The sequence below is a fragment of the Calothrix sp. NIES-2098 genome (genome assembly GCF_963875125.1).
In the GTDB taxonomy this organism is placed as follows: domain Bacteria; phylum Cyanobacteriota; class Cyanobacteriia; order Cyanobacteriales; family Nostocaceae; genus Aulosira.
This window is the reverse complement of record NZ_CAWNKJ010000001.1, coordinates 990,001-1,012,514: the sequence shown is the minus strand read 5'-3', so window position 1 is coordinate 1,012,514 and position 22,514 is coordinate 990,001. Positions and strand designations below refer to the sequence as shown.

12 protein-coding genes, 2 tRNA genes and 2 rRNA genes (1 of these 16 running past the window's edge) are annotated in these 22,514 nt (G+C 42.8%); 14 read left to right on the top strand and 2 right to left on the bottom strand.

From position 1 onward, the window contains the following. Positions 1-392: 392 nt before the first annotated feature. Positions 393-1,286, top strand: a complete 894-nt coding sequence (locus tag AACU33_RS04205; protein WP_096595125.1) for a DUF455 family protein — start codon at positions 393-395, stop codon at positions 1,284-1,286. A gap of 58 nt (positions 1,287-1,344) precedes the next feature. Here AACU33_RS04205 and AACU33_RS04200 read toward each other — a convergent pair whose 3' ends face one another. Further along, the gene (locus AACU33_RS04200) at positions 1,345-2,157 is read right to left on the bottom strand and encodes an ABC transporter permease (RefSeq protein ID WP_096587181.1); all 813 of its coding nucleotides are present in this window, start codon (positions 2,155-2,157) and stop codon (positions 1,345-1,347) included. 635 nt (positions 2,158-2,792) lie between these two features. Between AACU33_RS04200 and AACU33_RS04195 the strand changes: the two genes are divergently transcribed. The 9 genes from AACU33_RS04195 to AACU33_RS04155 all read left to right on the top strand — a co-directional run bounded on the left by AACU33_RS04195 (position 2,793) and on the right by AACU33_RS04155 (position 17,776). Beyond that, on the top strand, positions 2,793-6,350 hold the full coding sequence (locus AACU33_RS04195; protein WP_339375756.1) for a DUF4912 domain-containing protein: 3,558 nt from the start codon (positions 2,793-2,795) through the stop codon (positions 6,348-6,350). Positions 6,351-6,920: 570 nt separating this feature from the next. After that, positions 6,921-7,625 (top strand): LabA-like NYN domain-containing protein, encoded by a 705-nt coding sequence (locus tag AACU33_RS04190; protein ID WP_096587180.1) that lies wholly within the window; start codon positions 6,921-6,923, stop codon positions 7,623-7,625. A 196-nt stretch (positions 7,626-7,821) separates the two neighbouring features. Next, on the top strand, positions 7,822-8,532 hold the full coding sequence (locus tag AACU33_RS04185) for a response regulator transcription factor (RefSeq protein WP_096587179.1): 711 nt from the start codon (positions 7,822-7,824) through the stop codon (positions 8,530-8,532). 105 nt (positions 8,533-8,637) lie between these two features. Beyond that, entirely contained in the window at positions 8,638-9,750 is a 1,113-nt protein-coding gene (locus AACU33_RS04180; protein WP_096587178.1) for a sensor histidine kinase, read from the top strand. 217 nt (positions 9,751-9,967) lie between these two features. Next, entirely contained in the window at positions 9,968-10,273 is a 306-nt protein-coding gene (locus AACU33_RS04175) for a hypothetical protein (protein WP_096587177.1), read from the top strand. Then, complete coding sequence (locus AACU33_RS04170; protein ID WP_096587176.1) at positions 10,260-12,245, top strand: ATP-binding protein; 1,986 nt, start codon at positions 10,260-10,262, stop codon at positions 12,243-12,245. Before AACU33_RS04175 ends, AACU33_RS04170 begins: the two co-directional genes overlap by 14 nt. A 10-nt stretch (positions 12,246-12,255) precedes the next feature. Beyond that, entirely contained in the window at positions 12,256-15,627 is a 3,372-nt protein-coding gene (locus AACU33_RS04165; RefSeq protein ID WP_096587175.1) for a PAS domain S-box protein, read from the top strand. Between the two features lie 74 nt (positions 15,628-15,701). Beyond that, positions 15,702-16,079 carry a response regulator transcription factor gene (locus tag AACU33_RS04160; protein WP_096587174.1) on the top strand — a complete coding sequence of 126 codons (378 nt, stop codon included), beginning with the start codon at positions 15,702-15,704 and terminating at the stop codon, positions 16,077-16,079. Between the two features lie 1,259 nt (positions 16,080-17,338). Then, entirely contained in the window at positions 17,339-17,776 is a 438-nt protein-coding gene (locus tag AACU33_RS04155; RefSeq protein ID WP_339375755.1) for a hypothetical protein, read from the top strand. Positions 17,777-17,945: 169 nt separating this feature from the next. Here AACU33_RS04155 and glyQ read toward each other — a convergent pair whose 3' ends face one another. Beyond that, positions 17,946-18,827: a glycine--tRNA ligase subunit alpha gene (gene glyQ, locus AACU33_RS04150; protein ID WP_096587172.1), complete on the bottom strand. Its 882-nt coding sequence runs from the start codon at positions 18,825-18,827 to the stop codon at positions 17,946-17,948. Between the two features lie 311 nt (positions 18,828-19,138). Between glyQ and AACU33_RS04145 the strand changes: the two genes are divergently transcribed. The 4 genes from AACU33_RS04145 to AACU33_RS04130 form a co-directional block, all read left to right on the top strand. Beyond that, positions 19,139-20,625 (top strand): 16S ribosomal RNA (locus AACU33_RS04145). 119 nt (positions 20,626-20,744) lie between these two features. Further along, positions 20,745-20,818, top strand: a tRNA-Ile gene (locus AACU33_RS04140). 87 nt (positions 20,819-20,905) lie between these two features. Further along, positions 20,906-20,978 (top strand) — tRNA-Ala (locus AACU33_RS04135). 271 nt (positions 20,979-21,249) lie between these two features. Beyond that, a 23S ribosomal RNA gene (locus tag AACU33_RS04130) occupies positions 21,250-22,514 on the top strand (it continues 1,560 nt past the right edge of the window). The 16S and 23S rRNA genes sit together here with 2 tRNA genes alongside, the layout of an rRNA operon.

The window sequence follows — 22,514 nt, the reverse complement described above, 5'->3', positions numbered from 1 at the left end:
TTAGCTGAAATGCTTGTTTAGCTTAGACATCTGGCTTTAGTGTGTTAACAAAGCAGGAAGTACACCTGCCTTACGGCTGATTGCTTATTCGTTACACATATTTATATTTGAGGTGTAAAAGTCTCAGAAAGCTCAAAACTGTTGTGCGGAGTTCAAAATACTCCACAGGAATCTAGTTTTTCGATGTCTAAAAAATTCAAAAATCTTTTATTCTGGGCTGCTATAGGATTTTGAATGGTATTTTTTGAGAGCGATCGCCAAATACAGACAACTCTCGACTGCTTTCAAAGAGAGTGTTTTGTTGAGTGTGGCAGTGCGAGTGTACTAGTAAAGGCTAACTACGCTACCATCAAAAACAGATGAAAACCGAGTTTACAAAAGTTAATAAAGCTATGACAGTTATTTATCCGCGGAAATTTCAAAATGCGATGAGTGCGAGAGATATCCTTGAAAGGGTAGTGCGCGATCGCGAAATCCATCTAATTACCCTCAATCGCTACCGTTACAGCGAACAACGCAGTTGTAAAGACCTGACTGACTTGATTGAACTATTAGATGGACAACCTAAAGAACTAATTAAGGATTTATCTCACCATATATCAGATGAAGCTCGTCATGCCATGTGGCTGACTGACTTGTTGGCAGATTTAGGCGCAAATCTTGGCAAGCCACCAGGTTCTTCTTACATTGACGAATTTGAAAGGTTACTCGATCAAGAAAGCAAAGATCCAGTTAGAGACCGAGACGACTTTGTAATTTCTGCCCTAGCCACGATTAACATTACCGAAAAGCGGGGTTGCGAGTATTTCTCTGCGCACATCTACGCCTTGAAAAAAGCACCGCAAACTGAAGAAAATATCAAAATCCGCGAAACCATCGAAAAAATTCTGCCAGAAGAAGCCGGACACGTCCGTTGGGGTAATCGCTGGTTAGCACAAATCGCAGATAAAAGTCCAGAACATCGGCAAAAAGTAGAACAAGCCAAGCGCAAGTATGCTGCAATTGAACAAGCAGCCTTTGAGTCTGGTATGGATATTACCCTAGGGGCAGAACTGCGACGGGTTGCCAACTTAGTGGAGGTGGCTAATACCATGCCGTTGTGGCAACGTCCCCAGTACCTCATGGAACGTTTACCACAGACTTTGCTAGCACCTGAGTTGCAATTACTCAGAATTGAGGCCGCACAACGGGCTTGGCAACGCGATCCTCAAGCATTTATGGAGAAATTTGTGCCTATGTTCCTCAATGGAATTCAGAAGCAGGAGAAAACCAAAGCTAGGGAGTAGGCAAGAGGCAGGGGGCAGGGCGCAGGGGAAGGAATAATTATGATTGGTGCCCCATTCCCTAATCCTGCTGATGCGCAAATTTATAACCGCCCCAAAGAGCAAGCGCGATCGCTATTACTAATAAAATTGGGATACTGTACCAAGGAAATTCAAATAATGATAAATGGGCGACTGCCCGCAATCCAATACTGGTATAGGTCAGGGGTAATAAGTAAACCAAAACTTTGAGGGCGGTTGGTAATGTGCTGGGGTCGAAGAAAGTGGCTCCTAAAAAAGACATGGGGATGATGACAAAGTTGTTGTAGAATCCTACAGATTCGAGCGATCGCACGCTCAATCCCACAATCACCCCCAACCCAGCAAATACTGTACAGTTGAGTACCAGTAACAACAGAAAAAGTGGATGGAGAAAGTGCCAATTTCCTGTTAGCAGCAATGCCACCAAAATTACAGAACCAGAAGTCATCAATCCCCGCACTACTCCTGCCAGCATTTTGCCCAGATGCAATGCTACAGGATGTATAGGAACTAACAAAAATTCTTCAAATGTCTTGGTAAATAACCTCTCACCACAAATTGAAAATGTTGTGCCACCAAAGCTGATAGTCATCGAAGATAAGGCTACCATTCCTGGCAAAATAAATTCTAAGTAGTTATTATAGTTACCACTAATTCCTGAACTAGAACTAATTGAACTACCTAAACCAAGACCAAACGCTAATATATATATCAGCGGTGATACTAAACCAGATGCTGCAATTTGTACTAACCTAATACGTAAATCCAGCCAATCTCCCCAAAAAATTGTTAGGCTATCAGCTAAAAGAATTTGTAATTGCGAACTTTTGAATTTTTTGCCCCTGAGTACCATTTTTATACTTTCATCTTAATTATTTATTAATTATTACTTTATATTTCTTTATATTTACTTAGCAAGTCAAGTTGTCTAAGTAATTAATTTTGATTGACTGCAAGATTCCCAACTTTTCTATCGGGAATCTGAATTGCTTATCAAGATGAGTTAATTAATAATCTGAACGATTTGATTTGGACTAGAATCTATAGGCGATCGCTAATAGATCTATCAAGTCAGTATCCGCCAACTATCCATAACAATATAATTGCCAATACTTTGCGAAAACTCGTTTTTCGGCAACTTCAGTCTTCGTAATTCTAACTAAATAACATGTTTGACAGTATCTTCAAACTTAACTTGTAGGGCTGACTGGAGATACTTTAAAAAACATAAACAGTCTATGAATCTTGGCTAGAGACAAGATAAAGTGAAACGCAGTATACATCTATATAACGATAAAAGCAACTTAGAAGAAAGTGAATAGAGATGTATAATGAGCGCGTCTCCTCCTTGATACATAAAAATATAAAATTTAAAGCTGGCTGAATTTCTGTTTTCTGTACCCTAATAAGGAGCATATGTGGCAAAAAGAAACAAAAGATAGCGCAATAGTCCGTCTGGCATTAGTGCTAGCCATAGGAACTATGCCTATGACAACAAATCTCTTAGTGCCAACACATATACTGGCACAATCTGCAACTAATGCTCCCTCTTTTCCACTACCAACAACCGTGGAAAATGGAACTACAGTACGGATTGATGGTTCCAGTGGCTTGAGTGCAATTAATCAAAATCTGAAACAAAGTTTTGAGAAACAGTTTGCTGGAACCAAGGTTGAAATTGCAGCTAATGGCACTGATGCGGCACTAAAAGCTTTGCTAGATGGAAAAATCGATATAGCAGCACTCGGTCGTGGTTTGACCCCACAAGAACAAGCACAAGGTTTAGAACAAGTGCGCTTACACCGAGAAAAAATTGCCATCATTGTGGGTGCTGACAATCCTTTTAAAGGAAGCTTGACAGCTAGGCAATTCGCCAGGATTTTCCGGGGTCAAATTACAGATTGGTCGCAACTAGGCAGATCTCCGGGGAAAATTCAAGTTCTCGATCGCCCCACAACCAGCGACACCCGCAATACTTTCCGGAGTTATCCAGCCTTTAAATCTGCTAACTTTGCTACAGGCTCTACAGCAACTCAAATAGCTGATGATAATACCGCAGAAATTGTCAAACAACTGGGTAAGGATGGAATTAGCTACGCCTTAGCTAACCAAATATCGCAACTTCCAGGAGTGCGAGTTCTTCAGATACATCAAACCTCACCAACAGATGCGAAATATCCCTTCTCGCAACCGTTAGTTTACGCCTACAAGAAAAATCCCAATACTGGTATAGCTGGTTTTCTCGGTTTTGCGATCGCACCACCAGGACAACAAGCCATAGAAGCAGCCAGAACAGCTGAAGCAGCTGCGATCGCCCAAGGTGGATTGCAAGCATTTGCTACAACTACTACCACCTCCCCTGCACCTGAGGCAACCACTGCTGTTACTGCTTCCCCATCAGCAGAGGCTATAAATACTACAGCAGATACTAGCGTAACTACTGCTCCTAACGAGTCATTAGCAAATCCTGCTGCCAATGACAATGCAAGGATGCAAAGAGAAGCACCGTTTTGGTTACTATTGCCTTTGTTGGCTATAGCGGTCTTAGGTGGATTGTCTTATTGGTGGTTTCTTAAAAGACGCCCGCGAGCAGTTGAAGAAGCAGATAAAGACTCAGCTTCCCAAGAGCCTACCATATCGCCAACACCAGCTATAGCTAGTGGCACAGGAGCCGCCATACCATCTGGTTTTTCTGATACAGGATTGACAGATGAGACAAGAAATAACGGCGACACTGCATGGGATACAGAAGCACCAGCAGCAGTTGTCAATACTCCTTATCCCCACATAGCAGAAGTGCCTACAGCAGCTACTAGCGAATTGCCCAAGGCTGAACTACCAGCCACAACTTCAGATAATTCAGAAGTTCCTATAGTTGCATCAGATGCTCAAAATCGTTACGAAGAACAATCTCAAGCAGAATCAAACATTGCCGAAGATAGTACCTCAACTGATAGTGCAGTTGTAGCTGCTGGTGCAGGTATAGCAGCTGGGGCCGCTACCTGGTCGGCAGTTACTGGTACAGAGTCAAATTCTGAAGATGGTAGAAATCCCGTAGGCAATACCAATTATTCTATATGGGATTCACCAGAGTCTGAATTGTCGGTGAATGACACAGCCGCAACACTCCCCGATTTACCTGAGGTTCCCGAACAAACAGGGGATGTGGAATTACCAATCATTGAAACAGCCGCCACACTCCCCGATTTACCCGATGTTCCCGAACAAACAGGGGATGTGGAATTACCAATCATTGAGACCGCCGCCACACTCCCCGATTTACCCGATGTTCCCGAACAAACAGGGGATGTGGAATTGCCAATCATTGAGACAGCTGCAACACTTCCCGATTTACCCGATGTTCCCGAACAAACAGGGGATGTGGAATTGCCAATCATTGAGACAGCCGCCACACTTCCCGATTTACCTGAGATTCCCGAACAAGCAGGGGATGCGGAATTGCCAATCATTGAGACCGCCGCCACACTCCCCGATTTACCCGATGTTCCAGATGTCGCATTAGATGCAGTAGCAGATGAAGCTGAATCAAGTACTGATGCCACAGAAGAAGAGATTATCGAAATAGTATCGAATCTACCAGAACCAACATCCGTAGACGCATCACCTAATTTAGAGATATTAGCAGGTGGTGCTGTTGCAGCAGGTGCAGGAATTGGGGCTTGGGCTAATCTTTACAGCGATCGCGAAGATAATGATGCATCACTCGTAGAAGCATCAACAAATGGCAATGATGCAGACAGTGTGAACCTAAGATCCCACACACCCAAGTGGGCTTATGTGTCATGGCAGATTTCCAACACTCAAAAGCAAACACTGGAAAATTCAGGTTCCAAATTGACACTGCGGCTGTACGATGTCACCGATATCGACTTGAGTTATCAGAATCCCCATTTAGTACAGCAGTATGAATGTGACGAATTAGCACGCGATCGCTTTGTCGCGATCCCCACAAGCGATCGCAATTACATTGCCGAAATTGGCTATATTACAGATGGCGATCGCTGGGTAAGAATAGCTCGTTCCGCAATTGTGCGTGTGTTTAGCAATCCCTACATCCCAAGTGAAGATACTGATGATTTAGCGGCAACTAATGTCAAAGATAGCATTAGCTTTATACCCCAGACTTCAGAATTGGCTACTGCTTCATGGCGAATTTCGGATGCGAACAAGCAAGCATTGCAGGATACAGGTTGCCAATTAGCGCTGCGGTTATATGATGTCAGTGGTATCGACCTAAGTTACCAAACTCCCCAGTTTATCCAGCAGCATGAATTTGACCCAGCAACAGAAAGTAGCTCGATCGCAATCCCAGCAAGCGATCGCGACTACATTGCCGAAATTGGCTATGCTACAGATAGCGAGCATTGGGTATCAATAGCCCGTTCTGAAATTGTGCGCGTCTTCAGTCGTCTTCACACCGAAAATCAAGACCATGCTGACTTAATAAATGCAAATACTGCACCAATTGAAAGCAGCATCACTCTCACACCCCGGACTTCCAAATGGGCTTATGTAAATTGGTACATTTCTGAGACTGACAAGCAAGTATTGCAGAATTCTGGCATTTCTCAACTAGCAATTCGGATCTACGACGTCACCGATCTCGATCTGAGTTATCAAACTCCCCAGTTTGTACAGCAATATGAATGTGAAGAATTATCTCAAGATCGCTTTGTGGCGATCCCGACAAGCGATCGCGATTACATTGTAGAAATTGGTTATGTTGCAGAGAGCGATCGTTGGGTATCAATAGCACGTTCAACCACTGTTCGCATCTTCAGCCGTCTCTATCCCAATTTCTGGTTTGTAGCTGATACTGAATTGATTATCCACGGAGCCACAGAACCGGATGCGATCGTCAACATTGCAGGTCATACCATTAAACTGAAACCGGATGGTACTTTTCATGTGCGTATCCCCTTCTCAGACAGCTTAATCGACTATCTAATGACAGCAACTTCTGCTGATGGACAACACACTACGATCGTTCATAAGAAGTTCTCCCAGGATACCCCCGAAGCCTAGAAATCTAGGACTATATTCCCAACTACGAACACCAACTCGATAGTTGCCACAATACAATTAATAAAAAAGAAAGAAGGAGACTTTGCTTCTTTCTTTTTTTTTGATACAGTGGTTCTTTTTCAGATTCAGTAAGAGTTTCTCTGTATTTATCTGTAATTAAATCTTATTCTTGGTATGCAAAAATTCCCCGATCAATATACAAAATGTTTTCCAGTAAACTTAGTTAAATATGGATGTACAATACAAATAAATCCTGATAGATCGAGCCAATGCTTGCGCCACAGAAGCATAAACGCATTGAATCCCGCGTTTCTGTGTCAGCCACAAGTCAGCAGTAGTGGCTTTACAGCGATCTATCTATAGAATATTGGGAATATTTCGTTAAATCTGTCTCGACATAACTCACAATCCAGACATTCTACGTTGGAATCTGCACAATTGACAGCAGCAATGTTGATTTGCAGCAATTTACAGCATGGGATATGCTGCTAGGCTAATAAGCCGATAAAGAGTATTGAGTGCCAATTGCCCCAGAACCTTTTGTGATAGACAATCTAGAGGTATCAAACAATGGATATGAATACATTTATCAAGGAAAAAGATAAACCCCTTCATCAGGAAACTGATTGGCAAAACCAACAGCTCGTAGATCGTGGTGACGAAGCTGAAGAAATAAAAAAACAAGATTCTGCTGTATCAAGTTTACTTTTTCAAGGCGTTCATCGTGGTAGAGTAGCTATTTTTATTGATGGCATAAATCTATTTCATGCAGCTTTGCAACTGGGATTGGAAATTGATTATCTCAAATTACTTTGTCGTTTAACAGAAAATTCGCGGTTGTTACGGGCTTTTTTCTATACAGGAATAGATATCTCGCGATCACCAGCTATTCGTTTACGCTCCCATGAAAAGCAACAGGGTTTTCTCTTTTGGATGCGTCGCAATGGTTATCGTGTAGTCACCAAAGAATTCCAACCTTCCGAAAATTATAAAAAACCAAATTTGAATGTAGAAATTGCTGTAGATATGATCAATTTAGCTCCTTACTACGATACTGCTGTATTAGTAAGTGGAGATGGAGATTTAGCTTATGCAGTAAATGCTGTTAGCAGTACAGGAGTGCGAGTAGAAGTAATCAGCTTACGTACAATAACTAGCGATAACTTAATTGATGTTGCTGACTATTTTCTTGACCTTGATAGCATTAAACACCATATCCAAAAGGATTCTAAGGTTGGTTATAATTATCGTGCTTTATCAAATTCTAGTCTTTAAATTTAAATCACATAGCTATCAAGCATAGGACATCAATATTCTTGGCTGTGATTTATTATTTATTGGTCATTGATGTTGAGATAGCACAAATGACAATTGGGTCATGACGATTCTTACGAAAAAATGCAATATGTAAGCGTATTAGCTTAAAATTACAAGCCAGGAACGACCCTGCGTATACGCTTACTTCATCTATATGGATATTTTAATTGTTGAGGATGAACCCGAAATTGCGCAATTAATCCAACTGTCTTTAGAAAAAGAAGGATTTATCTGCCGAATTAGCCGTGATGGTATAAATGCCTTGCGGATGTTTCAAGAGCAACCACCAGATTTAATTATTTTGGATTTAATGATCCCTGGTCTGGATGGGCTAGAGGTTTGTGCGAGAATTCGCCAAAAACCAGGTGCAAAAGACCCTTATATTTTGATGCTTACAGCTAAAAGTGAGGAAATCGATCGCGTGATTGGTTTATCTACTGGTGCTGATGACTACATGGTCAAGCCCTTTAGCCCTAGAGAATTAGTTGCGAGAGTGCGTGCCTTATTACGGCGTAGCCTCCGTCAAGGCGGACAACATCAAGTTAATCGCAGTCAACATTTTATTGTAGATATCGACCAGCGCACTGCCAGCCGTCAGTTAGATTCTCAGCCACCAGAAATTTTGGACTTAACTACTTTAGAATTTAACTTATTAAGTACTTTTGTCAGCAATCCTGGTCGAGTTTGGAACCGCACTCAACTAATTGACAAACTGTGGGGCGATAACTTTTTTGGTGATGAGCGTGTAGTTGATACTCACATCGCTCGGTTGCGAAAAAAAATTGAACCTGACCCAGCTAATCCTACATTTATTAAAACTGTAGTAGGAGTAGGCTATAAATTTGATGACTCCACCGCGGTGTAACAAGTAAAAAGGAAGAAGAGATCGATATACTACACATAAATCAATCCCTAATACCTTGAGGCTCAAAACCATTTTTTCTTTCTTTTACCTGATTTGGTAAACACTATGAAACGTGACTGGCGTTGGACAAAGTCCTTGCCTTTAGCATCGCGCCTCTTATTCTCACACTTGGTAGTGATGATAGTAGGGGTATTTAGTCTAGTAATCATTAGTAAAATCTCTTCTCCCCGTTTCTTTGTCCTTCACTTAGAACGGCTAGAAAATGAAGGAATAGATTTAATTGATATCCGCACAGAATTAGTGCAAGGATTTGAAACAGCTTGGCGGCGCAGTACTCTCTGGTCGGTGATAGTTGGTACAACTGCTGCTGGAGGATTAAGCTACTGGGTATCTAAAAGGATTATGCAGGGATTAACCGAAATGGAACAAATTACCCGACAATTTGCAGCGGGTCATTTTGAAGCACGGCTACCCATGTCTGATATTCCAGAAATTAATCAACTAGGCGCTAGTTTTAATCGCATGGCAGATAGTATAGAAGGCGTGGAAGCGCGGCGGCGAGAACTAATTGGAGACATGACCCATGAACTGCGAACACCTCTAACAGTTGTACGCGGTTACTTAGAACAACTAGCTGATGGTGAAATTGAACCATCTGCTGATGTCTATCGGCGGTTAGCAAAAGAAACTAAGCGTTTAGAGCGATTGGTCAACGATTTGCAAGAACTATCTAAAGCAGAAGCAGGTTATTTAGCAATTAATATACAGCGAGTAAATTTGCGTCCTTTGTTAGAGTCATTAGTAGATAAATTTACCGACCAATTATTAGAAGATGGCCCAGTTCTGCGTTTAGAATGTCCATCTTCAATCCCTATGGTTTTGGCGGATTTAGATCGCACAGAACAGATACTAGTAAATCTCTTAGGTAATGCTGTACGTTATACTACTAACGGTTCAATTATCATCCGTGTGTGGACTGAGCCATCTTATCTGTGGATTGCTGTTGTAGATACAGGTATTGGTATTGCTGCACAAGATTTGCCCCACGTGTTTGAACGCTTTTGGCGTGCTGATTCATCTCGCGCTCGTCATTCTGGGGGAACAGGTATTGGTTTAACTATTTCTCAGCGTTTAGTTGAACTGCAAGGCGGTCACATTCAGGTAGAAAGTCAAAAAGGCGCAGGTAGTAAGTTTCAATTTTCTTTGCCTTTAGCTTAAATGGTATAAACAGCAACTTTAGTCAATTTTTTATCACTGTACTGAGTAAAATAACTTAATTGCCGAGCGAACTGCTGTTATTTGCATATATGCATACAAGCAAGTTATAACGCTGAGTTTAAAGATTATATGTTACTGCTTCACTCGATCGTTACACGTCCCACATTTCTGGGAAAACTACTTTTAATTAATAAACTTAGTATATTCCTAGACTGTTATGGCAATTCCTCTGTTTGTCGGAGATGCTAGACGAACGGATAGCTATGCTGAAGCAACTATTCAGATTCCTGGCTATCAAATTACCGAAGAAATGTATCGGGTAGTTAGCGATGCTATCCAATTCCTCATTGTCATCAAACAGTCTGCAAAAGCTTGTAGTGGCGATCGCATCTCGCGCAAAAACGCACAGATCGATCGAAACCTCAGACTGCAACTTTTGTCAACAGAGATCGTTTTCACCTTAAAAAACTTAGTGCCAGGAATGCAACCTGCTCTAGATGAGGTGTTTGATGTCCGCAGTTAATCTCAGAAGGATTCTTAATAAACAAGAGTTACCATCTTTGCTGCAAAATTTAGTCTCTCAGCTCGACATTGCGCTTGATGTTGAACTATTAGACGGTACCAAACTGATAAGCATTGGCGAGCAAACTTCAGAAAATCGCTATCCAATAGAGCTATCAGGAGAAATCATCGGTTGGGTTGTGGGAAAAGAACAGGTAACTCTACTAGCGACTTTACTCTCGTTTTTGGCAAAACAGGAAGCTGAGAAAAAAGAACTCGCTAAAGAACTGCTGGAGAGATATCAAGAAATTGATTTGTTTGAGGATATCTCAACGCAACTGACAACAAGTTTGAATACACGACAGATTGCTCAACTTGTGCTTCAAGAAATCAGCCAATTGATGGAATCGTCGGCGGGAACTATCTTGCTCCTTAGTCCAGATGCAACTAATTTTGAAATTATTGGCGAATTTGGAGAGTTTTTTGCCCAAAATCAGCCAGAACCAGGTAAGGGTATTATTGGCGACATTGTACAATCTGGGCGGGCAGAACTTGTCAATAACGTGCAAGCAGATCCGCGATTTTGGGGAGAGAAAAACATTAATGCTCTGATTTGCGTACCTTTAAGAGCCAAGGAAAGGATACTGGGAGCGATCGCTATTGGCACCTCAAAAATCGATGCATACAAAGCCGAACACCTGAAGTTAGTAAGTATCTTTGCCTCGCAAACTGCGATCGCTATTGAAAAAGCTTTACTTTACGAGCAAAGCACTCATGCCACTGCCCAAGCTAAAGCCCAAACCCAAAAACTTCAGCAAGCCCTCCACGATCTGCAACTCGCACAAACTCAGTTAATCCAAAGCGAGAAAATGTCGAGTTTAGGGCAACTTATTGCTGGAGTTGCTCACGAAATCAACAACCCAGTGAATTTTATCTGCGGCAATTTAAGGTATGTTTCCGAGTACTCCCAAGACTTATTGCACCTGCTGCAAGAGTATCAGAAATTCCTCTGTGTGATTCCGCCAGATATGGAATCAGAGCTAGACAGTATCGATCTGGAATTTATCATGGAGGATCTTCCGAGAATGCTGGATTCCATGAAGCTAGGTAGCGATCGCATCGTGGAAATTGTCCAATCTCTGAAAAACTTCTCTCGCCATGATGAATCCCAAATGAAAGCCGTCAACATCCACGATGGGATTGACGGGACGCTGATGATTCTGCGCCATAGGCTGAAAGCGGCTACTCACCGTCCGGAAATTGAAATTGTCAAAGACTATGCAGAACTTCCCTTAATTGAATGCTATCCCGGACAGTTGAATCAGGTATTTATGAATATTTTGGCAAATGCTATTGATGCTTTAGAAGAGTCATCAGCCATTGGCGATCCCAAGGAATTCCAAAAGACACCCCCAACAATTACGATTCGTACCGAAGTTATCGACAATCAATGGGTTGTAATACGGATTGCTGACAATGGCCCGGGAATGAAGGAGGAAGTAATCAAACGTATTTACGATCCCTTTTTCACAACGAAAGAGATTGGTAAAGGAACTGGGTTGGGTATGGCAATTAGCCACCAAATTGTTGTAGACAAACACCAAGGAATTCTTAAATGCCGTTCTCAACCAAGTAAAGGTACAGAATTCTGGATTCAAATTCCGGTGAATTGTGCAGTTGTGGAAACTATGGAAAAGCAGGGTAACAAGATTGCTGCCACAGCGATCGCTGCGCCAATTTCTACCACCAACCTCTCTTCCTCTGTCGATACCGACGGCTTCATTCCATCAACAACTCCCATACTTAAACCCACGGAACTACTGCTGCGCCATACTCAATTATTGCGGCGACTTTCACAGCAGAATCAAGAAGTTAGCGCTACATCACCCGATCGGATCTACCAAATATTTCAACGCCACCCGATTTCGTTAAAGCTTTACGCCACCTTATTGTCATGGTTCTGTTGTTCCAACACTACCCATATCCACCACTGAAGAAATAACCATGTCTAGCCAACTTGAGGAATACAATCGTCAGCTTTTAGAAAAATGTCCCGTTGGTCTGGTATTGTGCCGGATGGATGGGACTTTAATTGACACCAACCCTGCTTATGCTGCTATTTTAGGTCGTACTGTCCCGGAAGCTCTAAATCTTAGTTATACCCTTGAGCCAGCCATTTTAGAAGATTTGAAACTCACTGGTCGCTACGGGCCTTGCGAACAGGAGTTCATTCATCAATATGGGCACTTAGTTCCGGTCAGAGTTTCCGGAAAAATAATTGAAAAAGATGGAGAACAGCTGATCTGGTCAAGTGTAGAGGATATAACCGACATCAGGCTTGCTCAAAAAGAAAGCCAAAGATCTGAAAAAATCCTGAAACAGAATGAAGCAAGATATCGCTCTTTGATCAAAACTAATACACAAATCATTTGGGTCAGTTCGCCAGAAGGAATTTGCTTTGAATTGGAAGATTGGATAGCCTACACAGGGCAAACATTAGCCGAAGCTGAAAACGGAGGCTGGATTGATGCTGTTCATCCCGACGATCGCGGCTATACCGGAGAAGCTTGGGGTAAAGCTGTAGCAAACTTGAGCATGTATCAACTTGAATATCGCATTCGGGGTCAGGATGGCAACTATCGCTACTTTTGGGTTTGGGGTGCCCCTGTCATCGAAGAAGATGGCAGCGTTCGAGAGTGGATTGGTACTTGTACAGATATTCACGATCGCAAGTTAGCAGAAGCCGAAAATCAGCGGCTAAAAGAACGATATAGCTCTTTAGTGACTGCTACCTCACAAATTTTTTGGGGGGCTTCTCCCGAAGGATTGGGTATCAGCAGTGAAATGCTCACCTGGATTGCCTATACAGGCCAAACTGAAGAGGAAGTTGACGGTTGGGGCTGGATCGATCCTATTCACCCCGACGATCGCGCCCATTCCTTTGAAGCTTGGAGCGCGGCGGTGGCGAACCGAAGTACCTATCAAACCGAATATCGGCTACGTGCCAAGGATGGCACCTACCGCTACTTTTCAGTTTGTGGTGCCCCCGTTTTAGAAGCAGACGGCAGCATCCGCGAATGGATTGGCACCTGTACAGATATTCACGATCGCAAGCTAGCAGAAGCCGAGAATCAACGTTTATTAGATATGTTGAATCATTCCAGCGATGCCATCATTGTGCGCGATATGACCGACAAAATCTTGTACTGGAATCAAGGTGCGGAAAGGCTCTACGGTTGGATGCGTGAGGAAGTAAAAGACCAATATATTCAAAAATTTATCAAGAAAATCTTTCCCAAACCGAAAGAGTTAATTGTAGCAGAGTTATTAGAGCAAGGAAATTGGGAAGGAGAAGTGCAACATCTCACCCATGATGGCAAAGAGATTACTGTCCAGAGCCGCTGGACATTGCAACGAGACATTGATGGTCAACCTAGCGCCATACTCGAAATTAATACTGATATCACTGCCCGTAAGCAAGCAGAAATGGCTCTACGCCAACTAAATCAAGAACTAGAAGCTAGAGTTGCAGAACGAACAGCTGCCTTGCAAAATACCTTAGCAGAAGCGCAGGGTTTAAATGCGATTTTGGATAACTTAGCAGATGGTTTATTGGTGACAGATATCACTGGACAAATCACTCACTTCAATCCTGCTTTTTTAGCCATGCATGGATTAACAGCTACCAACCTCAACGGTCATTATCGGGATCTGCCGATCGCTGGTTTAGCAAATCTCATTGAACAAACCCAATCTAATCCGCAAGAAGTGTTTGCTGCTGAAATTGCACTGGCGAAGGAACGCATTGGTCAAGCAGTAGCGACCGCCATTTTCAAAACAGCAGTAAATAAAGAACCTGCTACTTGCTTCGGGTCAGCGCTGCTGATTCGAGATGTAACTGCGGAAAAAGAAATCGACAAAATGAAGACTGACTTCATCTCCACAGTTTCCCACGAGCTGCGCACACCATTAACTTCTGTCCTCGGTTTTGCCTCGATTATTAAAGAAAAGCTAGAAACTGATGTGTTTCCTATGCTTTCTAGCGAAGACCGTAAACTTCAGAAAACGATCAAGCGGGTAAGTGACAATCTCAACATTATTGTATCGGAAGCAGAACGGTTGACATCTTTAATTAACGATGTTTTAGACATTGCCAAGATGGAAGCGGGTAAGGTGGAATGGCAGATGCAACCTCTAGACCCCACTGAATTACTCGATTGGGCAACTACTTCCACATTCGCTTTATTTGAAACTAACGGCTTGCACTTGATCAGCGAGATTGAACCAGGATTGCCCCAAATCGTAGGCGATCGCAACCGTTTATTGCAAGTCTTGATCAACCTGATTTCTAACGCCGTGAAGTTTACCAAATCTGGTTCTGTCACCTGTCGTATTCAACAACAGAATGATGGTGTTTGTATCAGTGTAATCGACACAGGTATAGGCATTGCACCTGAAGACCAGCCCAAAGTGTTTGAGAAATTCCGCCAAGTTGGTGACACCCTCACCGACAAACCCAAAGGTACAGGCTTAGGGCTGCCCATCTGCAAACAAATTGTCGATCATCACGGCGGTAGAATTTGGGTAGAGAGCGAACCAGGTAAAGGCAGTACTTTCTCATTCCTCATTCCTACCTACACTTGCGATGCTTTCGGCAAGCCGCTAACGCATCTACAAAAAACCAATGCAAATCTAAATTTAGATGCATTGGTTAAACAACTTAAAGAACATGTCATTACCACAAACACTCTACTCGAAGAAAACCGCAAAACTATTCTGGTAGTAGATGATGATGTCAATATTCGCGAACTGCTTCGCCAACAACTAGAAAACGAAGGCTATAACGTTCGAGAAGCTAAAGATGGGATGGACGCCATTCAACAAATCAAAGCAAACCGCCCTGATTTAATTCTTTTAGATGTGATGATGCCTCAAATTAACGGCTTTGATGTAGCAGCAGTCCTGAAAAACGATCCTCATACCGCAGACATTCCGATCGTTATTCTATCCATTATCGAAAATAAGGAACGCGGATATCACATTGGCATCGATCGCTATCTCACTAAGCCCATCAATACAGAGCAACTTCGCAGCGAAATTGGTTCGCTACTTTCTCAGGGTACTTCTAATAAAAAAGTATTGGTTGTCGATAAAAATGCATCAACATTAAAAACCATATCTGATGTACTGCAAACTCAAGGCTACAACGTGATTGAAGCTTCCAATCCCCAAGAATGCATTAAGAAAGCTCTCTCAGTGAAACCTGACATGATTGTTATCGATTCTATCTTGTCTCAAGAAACTGACTTAGTTAAAACTCTCAGATTTGAAAAAGAGTTGGAGAATGTATTATTCATTATGCTTTCGGAACGCTAATTTTAGCAGCAGGCAGATGAGGAGAATGGCAACTGACTATAATTCAAATTTCTTAGAAACAACTTGGAGACTCTATGACTCAGAAAATTTTGATTGTTGATGATGAACCTAATATCGTGACTTTGATGGAACAAGCTCTAGAAGCATTGGAAGACGAAGGAGTTGAACTCTTAACTGCTAGAAACGGAGAAGAAGCTCTCGAAACTATTAAAACTGAAAAACCGAACTTGGTTTTTCTTGATGTAATGATGCCTAAAATGAATGGTTTAGAAGTTTGCCATACCGTCAAGCACGATCTGCAAATGACTGAAATTTACATCGTGATGTTGACAGCTAAAGGGCAAGAATTTGATAAGCAAAAAGGAATTGATGTGGGTGCCGATCTGTATCTAACTAAACCTTTTCGTCCCAAAGAAGTATTGGAAAAATCAATGCAAGTGTTGGGCTTTTGAGAAAAGCTTTGATAATAGCTGATAATTAGGCATTCGTCGTTCGCTCTTAAAGTTACTCTAGGCTAGAAATTGCCTAAGACATCGCTCCTGCAACCAAAATCAGCTATGACACAGCTTAGATTGATAAAGTAGGAAAGCAGGGTATAAGAATTGGCACTTTTTTCCAAAATTTAAAATCTATAATTTCAATGTTTATTAGCTCAGTACGATAGAGCCATACACAAGCATTGAGACAATCTTAACTTTAGTATCAAATGCAATTTGCTAAGTTGAGGTAGGGTGCGAATTGTTACATATACAATAAATTGACACAAGGTAGTCATGGCTGTGTCATATTCAATTGCTAGCTTAAAAATTAGAAAAATATAGTTTTCCTCAGGAATGCTGCACAAAATTACAGGCAGACATTGCGTAAGTACTATACAAACACAACAAAACAACTCTTGATATGTCTACTTTTATATTGGCTGCATTTTTGGTTAGCTTATTAACTGTATCTGGTTGTGCTGCGATCGCCTACCTATTCCCTCACAATAATTCCCAAGATTAAGTTATGTCAATGCACGCTCAAAAATGTTGGTATAGTCTTGACTGGATTCTTTACCATACTATCTTGGGTTTAATGGTAAGTATGTATAAGCATTGCAATAGTTGTTGAAAAGCGTGTTATGTGATGCAAAAGTTTAATTTAGTACTAAAGCCCCAAAATATAGCCTCTTAAAAATATTTTTTCAATTTTAAGTTAATAATTTTTAAGATAAATCAAATTATTTTAGATAAAAATAAATTTTATCTAACCTATTGTATAAAAAATAATCACCCTTTAGGATATTGACTGTATTAGCAGGCATTGCAATAACACAATATTTAAGTTGGAGGGTACATTTTGGAAATACAATGGGGCTTTAATGTCTTATCTAAATTTATTCAGATTGAGATTTGGCTGTTTCTTGTAGGCTTAATCTCTTCTATTATTTTTCTGATTTTTAAAAAGAAAATAAATCTGAAAAATTTACTATATGACAAGACAGACGATCGCAAATATAGTCAAGAGCGATTGCAGTTATTGTTATTTAGTTTAATATTTGTTGTTTACTACTTATTTGACCTTAGACATAATCTAAATATATGTAAAGTATCGCATTTTTCTTGTAGTATGCCTAGAATCAGAACAGAATTTCTATTTGCATTAGGAGGAAGTAACTTTGCCTATTTGTGGGGTAAGTTATCTTCAATTCTTAAACAACGGAGGACAGAGCGTGCCTAATATTAACGATATTTTCGTAGTCCTGGCGCTGATTATCGGTTGTGCTATCACCATTTTTGTGGCAGTTTTAGAAATATTCATTCTCATATTTATTTGGGAAGGAACTTGGAATTACAAACCTGATAAAAAAAGAGGTATTAATCTCGATATGTTGCTGAGTGAAAGCACAGGTGATGCAAGCTTGGCACGCTTTCAGCTATTGATATTTACCTTTGTTATTTCCATGAGTTTAGTGTTGATAATTACTAGTAGCAAACCACCAGCATTTCCCACCGCTATTCCAGATCAGATTTTAGGTTTATTAGGTATTAGCAGTACTTCCTATGTTCTCGGTAAAGCTCTGCAAACTCAGATCAAAGCTTCTCCTCCCGAACCGCCACCTACCGAGCAACCAGTCTCACCAGAACAACACTCCGATCCTTACTCATAGTATTCTAGGCGAAGTTATATTTATCCTCATTAGCTTCTAAGTTGTTAACCCAGATTTCTAAGTTATGAGAAATCTGGGTTAGTAGGGCTTAAGTATACTCTATGGATTCTTGGCGTTCTTGGCAATTTGGATCAATTAACCATAAAAGCGATTTTTGTTTGAGTCCTAACTATTTAACTTCCGCATTTTTAAGCAACGGAAAACCCAGCTTCTCTCTTTGCTCAACATATAAAGTAGCTACCTTCCGTGCCAAATGCCTAATCCTAGCAATGTAGCGAGTCCTCTCAGTAACTGAAATTACACCTCTCGCATCCAGCAAATTAAAAGTATGCGAACACTTAATTACATAGTCTAAGCCTGGTAAAACCAATCCTCGCTCCGTCAATTGAGTAGCTTCCTGCTCATACAAATTAAACAGTGTCAACAACATCTCCGGATTCGACGCTTCAAAGTTATAAGTACACTGTTCAATTTCAGCTTGGAGAAACACATCACCATATGTAATACTGTCTGTCCACTGGATCTTAGTAATAGCTTCCACCTGCTGGAGATACATTGCCAATCGCTCAAGTCCATAAGTAATTTCAATCGAAACAGGACGACAGTCAATCCCTCCGCATTGTTGGAAGTAGGTAAATTGAGTAATTTCCATTCCGTCTAACCACACTTCCCAACCAGTACCCCAAGCTCCTACCGTCGCATCTTCCCAGTTGTCTTCGACAAAGCGAATATCATGATCTTCTGGACGAATACCTAACGCCCTCAAGGAATCGAGATAAATCTCTTGAATATTATCTGGCGAAGGTTTAATCAGAACTTGATACTGGTAATAGTATTGAAAGCGATTGGGGTTTTCACCATAGCGTCCATCCGTAGGACGACGGCATGGTTCCACATACGCGACAGCCCAAGGTTCTGGCCCCAGCGCTCTCAAAAAAGTATGCGGATTTTTGGTGCCTGCTCCCTTCTCAATGTCATAAGGTTGGGCAATCAAACAACCCCGATTCCCCCAAAATTCATGTAATGACGCTATTACCGATTGAAAATTCACGCTCTACCTTTCCTTAGTCACCACAGTGCATCCATCATTGTTACTTAAACCCAGCACTGTAGGCAGTTGTGAGACGCAAAAATAAACTCGAAAAAATTTTCCGAAAAAAAGAGTTGACAAAAAAAGATAGGCTCGATATATTAGATAAGTGCCTGAGAGCGGAGCGCGAAAGAGCGACGCCGGAGGGACACCGAACCTTGAAAATATTATAGTTTGAAAGCCAGTATACAACAATTAGCCTGCGTCAGTAAAGAAAATAACCTGACTGAGGTTAAAATCAGTCAAAAGAGCTAAACAAACGAATTCATCACAAAATGGAGAGTTTGATCCTGGCTCAGGATGAACGCTGGCGGTATGCTTAACACATGCAAGTCGAACGGTGTCTTCGGACACAGTGGCGGACGGGTGAGTAACGCGTGAGAATCTGGCTCTAGGTCGGGGACAACCACTGGAAACGGTGGCTAATACCGGATGTGCCGAGAGGTGAAAGATTAATTGCCTAGAGATGAGCTCGCGTCTGATTAGCTAGTAGGTGTGGTAAGAGCGCACCTAGGCGACGATCAGTAGCTGGTCTGAGAGGATGATCAGCCACACTGGGACTGAGACACGGCCCAGACTCCTACGGGAGGCAGCAGTGGGGAATTTTCCGCAATGGGCGAAAGCCTGACGGAGCAATACCGCGTGAGGGAGGAAGGCTCTTGGGTTGTAAACCTCTTTTCTCAAGGAAGAACAAAATGACGGTACTTGAGGAATAAGCATCGGCTAACTCCGTGCCAGCAGCCGCGGTAATACGGAGGATGCAAGCGTTATCCGGAATGATTGGGCGTAAAGCGTCCGCAGGTGGCTATGTAAGTCTGCTGTTAAAGAGTGAGGCTCAACCTCATAAGAGCAGTGGAAACTACATGGCTAGAGTGCGTTCGGGGCAGAGGGAATTCCTGGTGTAGCGGTGAAATGCGTAGAGATCAGGAAGAACACCGGTGGCGAAAGCGCTCTGCTAGGCCGCAACTGACACTGAGGGACGAAAGCTAGGGGAGCGAATGGGATTAGATACCCCAGTAGTCCTAGCCGTAAACGATGGATACTAGGCGTGGCTTGTATCGACCCGAGCCGTGCCGGAGCTAACGCGTTAAGTATCCCGCCTGGGGAGTACGCACGCAAGTGTGAAACTCAAAGGAATTGACGGGGGCCCGCACAAGCGGTGGAGTATGTGGTTTAATTCGATGCAACGCGAAGAACCTTACCAAGACTTGACATGTCGCGAATCCTGCTGAAAGGTAGGAGTGCCTTCGGGAGCGCGAACACAGGTGGTGCATGGCTGTCGTCAGCTCGTGTCGTGAGATGTTGGGTTAAGTCCCGCAACGAGCGCAACCCTCGTTTTTAGTTGCCAGCATTAAGTTGGGCACTCTAGAGAGACTGCCGGTGACAAACCGGAGGAAGGTGGGGATGACGTCAAGTCAGCATGCCCCTTACGTCTTGGGCTACACACGTACTACAATGCTACGGACAAAGGGCAGCGAGCTAGCGATAGCAAGCAAATCTCATAAACCGTGGCTCAGTTCAGATCGCAGGCTGCAACTCGCCTGCGTGAAGTCGGAATCGCTAGTAATTGCAGGTCAGCATACTGCAGTGAATTCGTTCCCGGGCCTTGTACACACCGCCCGTCACACCATGGAAGCTGGCAACGCCCGAAGTCATTACTCCAACCCTCGGGGGGAGGATGCCTAAGGCAGTGCTGGTGACTGGGGTGAAGTCGTAACAAGGTAGCCGTACCGGAAGGTGTGGCTGGATCACCTCCTTTTAGGGAGACCTACCCAACTCAGATATCGAGAACACACAGTTAATAGATATTGAGATGGTCATACCCTAGGTCGGTCGCAGAAATTGTTGAGGCTTTCAAACTATATTGAGGTTCTTTTTGGGCTATTAGCTCAGGTGGTTAGAGCGCACCCCTGATAAGGGTGAGGTCCCTGGTTCGAGTCCAGGATGGCCCACCTGAAGCAAGTCAAAAGTTAAAAGCCAAAAGCCAAAAGTAAACACTTTACTTTTGAATTTTGAATTTTGAATTTTGAATTGTTGATGGGGGTTTAGCTCAGTTGGTAGAGCGCCTGCTTTGCAAGCAGGATGTCAGCGGTTCGAGTCCGCTAACCTCCACATGCTCTACAGTACTGTGACAGTCACAAAAGTGAATATACCAATGGCAGTCAAAAGCTAGAGACGATATGATATTTGTGGCGACAGTGAGAGTGTGATAAGATAAAAGATCGTGGATAAATTCAGCAATCGACAATTATACAAAGTCGAACTGCTGGGTTTGAGCCAGCCAGAACCTTGAAAACTGCATAGTAACGCGATAGATAGCAGGCAGACACAGACATTATTTGTAATAGTAGTTGTGTTTGCGGATAGCAACCAATGGAATTGTGGTCAAGCTAATAAGGGCTGATGGTGGATACCTAGGCACACAGAGGCGAAGAAGGACGTGGTTACCGACGAAATGCTCTGGGGAGTTGGAAGCAAACATTGAGCCAGAGATGTCCGAATGGGGCAACCCTAAATACTAGCTGCTGAATATATAGGCAGTCAAGAGCCAACCCAGCGAATTGAAACATCTTAGTAGCTGGAGGAAGAGAAATCAATTGAGAGATTCCCCGTGTAGTGGTGAGCGAAAGGGGAAAAGCCTAAACCAAAGGGTTTACTCTTTGGGGTAGTGGGACAGCGATATCGAATCTAGCGGTTAGACGAAGCAGCTAAATACTGCACCAGAGAAGGTGAAAGTCCTGTAGTCGAAAACTTTATAGATAGTAGCTGAATCCCGAGTAGCATGGGGCACGAGGAATCCCATGTGAATCAGCGAGGACCACCTCGTAAGGCTAAATACTACTGTGTGACCGATAGCGAACCAGTACCGCGAGGGAAAGGTGAAAAGAACCCCGGAAGGGGAGTGAAATAGAACATGAAACCATCAGCTTACAAGCAGTGGGAGTCCGATTCAACGGATGACCGCGTGCCTGTTGAAGAATGAGCCGGCGACTTATAGGCACTGGTAGGTTAAAGCGAGAATGCTGGAGCCAAAGCGAAAGCGAGTCTGAAAAGGGCGATAATCAGTGTTTATAGACCCGAACCCTGGTGATCTAACCATGTCCAGGATGAAGCTTGGGTAACACCAAGTGGAGGTCCGAACCGACCGATGTTGAAAAATCGGCGGATGAGGTGTGGTTAGGGGTGAAATGCCAATCGAACCAGGAGCTAGCTGGTTCTCCCCGAAATGTGTTTAGGCGCAGCGGTAATGAATATATCTGGGGGGTAAAGCACTGTTTCGGTGCGGGCTGGGAGACCGGTACCAAATCGAGACAAACTCAGAATACCCAGAGCACACATTGCCAGTGAGACAGTGGGGGATAAGCTTCATTGTCAAGAGGGAAACAGCCCAGACCACCAGCTAAGGTCCCCAAATCATCGCTAAGTGAGAAAGGAGGTGAGAGTGCATAGACAACTAGGAGGTTTGCCTAGAAGCAGCCACCCTTGAAAGAGTGCGTAATAGCTCACTAGTCAAGCGCTCTTGCGCCGAAAATGAACGGGGCTAAGCGATGTACCGAAGCTGTGGGATTAAGTGATTAATCGGTAGGGGAGCGTTCCGTCGTAGGTAGAAGCAGTAGCGGCAAGCAGCTGTGGACGAAACGGAAGTGA

Excerpts from the sequence above, each read along its gene's own strand:
- AACU33_RS04195 (WP_339375756.1), top strand. The coding sequence starts at position 2,793 with ATGACAACAAATCTCTTAGTGCCAACACATATACTGGCACAATCTGCA.
- AACU33_RS04190 (WP_096587180.1), top strand. The coding sequence starts at position 6,921 with ATGGATATGAATACATTTATCAAGGAAAAAGATAAACCCCTTCATCAG.
- AACU33_RS04175 (WP_096587177.1), top strand. The coding sequence starts at position 9,968 with ATGGCAATTCCTCTGTTTGTCGGAGATGCTAGACGAACGGATAGCTAT.
- AACU33_RS04185 (WP_096587179.1), top strand. The coding sequence starts at position 7,822 with ATGGATATTTTAATTGTTGAGGATGAACCCGAAATTGCGCAATTAATC.
- AACU33_RS04180 (WP_096587178.1), top strand. The coding sequence starts at position 8,638 with ATGAAACGTGACTGGCGTTGGACAAAGTCCTTGCCTTTAGCATCGCGC.
- AACU33_RS04165 (WP_096587175.1), top strand. The coding sequence starts at position 12,256 with ATGTCTAGCCAACTTGAGGAATACAATCGTCAGCTTTTAGAAAAATGT.
- AACU33_RS04205 (WP_096595125.1), top strand. The coding sequence starts at position 393 with ATGACAGTTATTTATCCGCGGAAATTTCAAAATGCGATGAGTGCGAGA.
- AACU33_RS04170 (WP_096587176.1), top strand. The coding sequence starts at position 10,260 with ATGTCCGCAGTTAATCTCAGAAGGATTCTTAATAAACAAGAGTTACCA.
- AACU33_RS04200 (WP_096587181.1), bottom strand. The coding sequence starts at position 2,157 with ATGGTACTCAGGGGCAAAAAATTCAAAAGTTCGCAATTACAAATTCTT.
- AACU33_RS04160 (WP_096587174.1), top strand. The coding sequence starts at position 15,702 with ATGACTCAGAAAATTTTGATTGTTGATGATGAACCTAATATCGTGACT.